Raw genomic sequence first — 1,712 nt, 5'->3', positions numbered from 1 at the left:
CGCAGAGGTCTGACGGCCATGGGAAAGGTTCGCGTAAGAGGTTTCGCCGTGTCCATCGACGGCTTCGGGGCCGGCCCGGACCAGAGCCTGGAGCATCCGATGGGAAAAGGCGGCCGAGAGCTGCACAAGTGGTTCTTCCCGACCCGGGCCTTCCGATCGATGGTCGGGCAAGACGGCGGGACCGACGATCGCTTCGCCGACGCCGCGATGGATGGCTTTGGCGCCTTCATCCTCGGCCGCAACATGTTCGGGCCGGCCGGCGACGAGTGGGGCGGGCCCGACTGGAAGGGCTGGTGGGGCGACAATCCCCCGTATCACGCGCCGACCTTCATCCTCACCCACCACGCCCGGGCGCCTATCGTGATGGACGGCGGGACGACCTTCCATTTCGTCACCGAGGGGATCGAGGCAGCGCTCGCCCAGGCCAAGGCCGCCGCCGGTGACCTGGACGTGAAGATCGGCGGAGGTGTGTCGACGGTTCGCCAGTACCTGCTCGCGGGCGCGATCGACGAATTGCACCTGGCGGTGTCACCCATCGTTCTGGGCCGGGGCGAGCACCTGTTCGCGGGTATCGACCTGCCGGGCCTCGGCTATCGGATCACGGAGACGGTCCCAACGGAGCTTGCGACCCACATCGTGCTGACGCGCTGACTGCCGGAAGAGAACCGGGCGCCGCCTCGACGTGCGAAACTGACACCCATTTGGAAGTTGGAAACGCCTGCTTCCAGGCAGTTTGGTTCAGCGACCCAGATCGACCGGATCTGGCCGAGAGCGGCCCGTCCGCTTTCCGCATCAGAATCGCAGAACCAGACGTTAGTTGCGTGCCACGCCACCGCCTTAAAGTGACCGATTCCGTTGAAAAACTCGGGACCGAGTCAAAAAAGCATCGCCAGCCAAGTCGGCCGGCGATGTTTCTTCTATCTGCCTACTGAGAGCTTGCTACAATTGTGCGATCGCATCTTCGCTGAAAAATAAAAATCCTCTGCAGCGCCACCTTGGATGACGCTTGAGGCACTGCCTCCGAGTTTTTCAAAAAATCGACCCTGAGCGGAAATTCGGCAACGGCAGCTCGAACAGCCGCTTGTGGTGGAAAGAAGGAATCCAGTCCGTCTGCCGCCGTCGGATTGCATTACCCTCAGAAGCAGACCTCCGCCCATTATGGCTTACGAAGGTGATAGACCTGCCACGTCAGCATCATGCTCGACGCCATCAAGGCGGCGTGCAGCAGGTGAAGGAGAAGCGGTCCATCTTGCATCGGCTTGATCCTGCGGACGTGGCGTTGCCAGGAATGCGAGAGCTCTGGCAACAACCGGGCCAACGCCCACGATGGCACCACGCGTGGACCTCCTTGCACCGCCGAGCGATTGCCCCGCGCGTCCGAGCCTTCGAGTGGGCTGATAAGATCACGCCGGGGCGACCGCCTACACCGACACCGGTTCGGGCAGCGCGAAGGCCTTGGCCGAGAGCAGCCGCGTCACGGTCGCGAGCAGGTCGGTCTGGGTGATGATCCCCAGGATGCGCCGCTTCTCGTCCACGACGACCACCGCATGGGTGCGGCCGTCGGTCAGCGAGGACGCCAGCGCGACCACCGGCTCATGAGGTCCGGCCGTTTGGGCCTCGGACATCACCTGCGCGATACCCACCTCGCCATGCAGCGTCAGCTCGCGCAGGCCGAGCGTGCCCGCTAGCCGACCAGTTCCGTCCACGACGGG

Annotated in this window: 2 protein-coding genes; one reads left to right on the top strand and one right to left on the bottom strand. The window is 64.0% G+C overall.

Going from position 1 to position 1,712, the window contains the following annotated elements:
• Window positions 1–18: 18 nt before the first annotated feature.
• A complete protein-coding gene (locus WDW90_RS36850) occupies window positions 19–651 on the top strand; it encodes a dihydrofolate reductase family protein (RefSeq protein WP_336492681.1) in 633 nt (210 codons plus the stop codon).
• 770 nt (window positions 652–1,421) lie between these two features.
• On the opposite strand, the gene WDW90_RS36845 is transcribed toward WDW90_RS36850, so the two are convergent.
• Window positions 1,422–1,712: CBS domain-containing protein (locus WDW90_RS36845; RefSeq protein ID WP_336492680.1), on the bottom strand; the 291-nt coding region annotated here is incomplete at its 5' end.

This window comes from Methylobacterium nigriterrae, from assembly GCF_037106235.1.
GTDB lineage: Bacteria > Pseudomonadota > Alphaproteobacteria > Rhizobiales > Beijerinckiaceae > Methylobacterium > Methylobacterium nigriterrae.
Note: the sequence above shows the minus strand (reverse complement) of the source record. Positions and strands in the feature narration are given on the sequence as shown.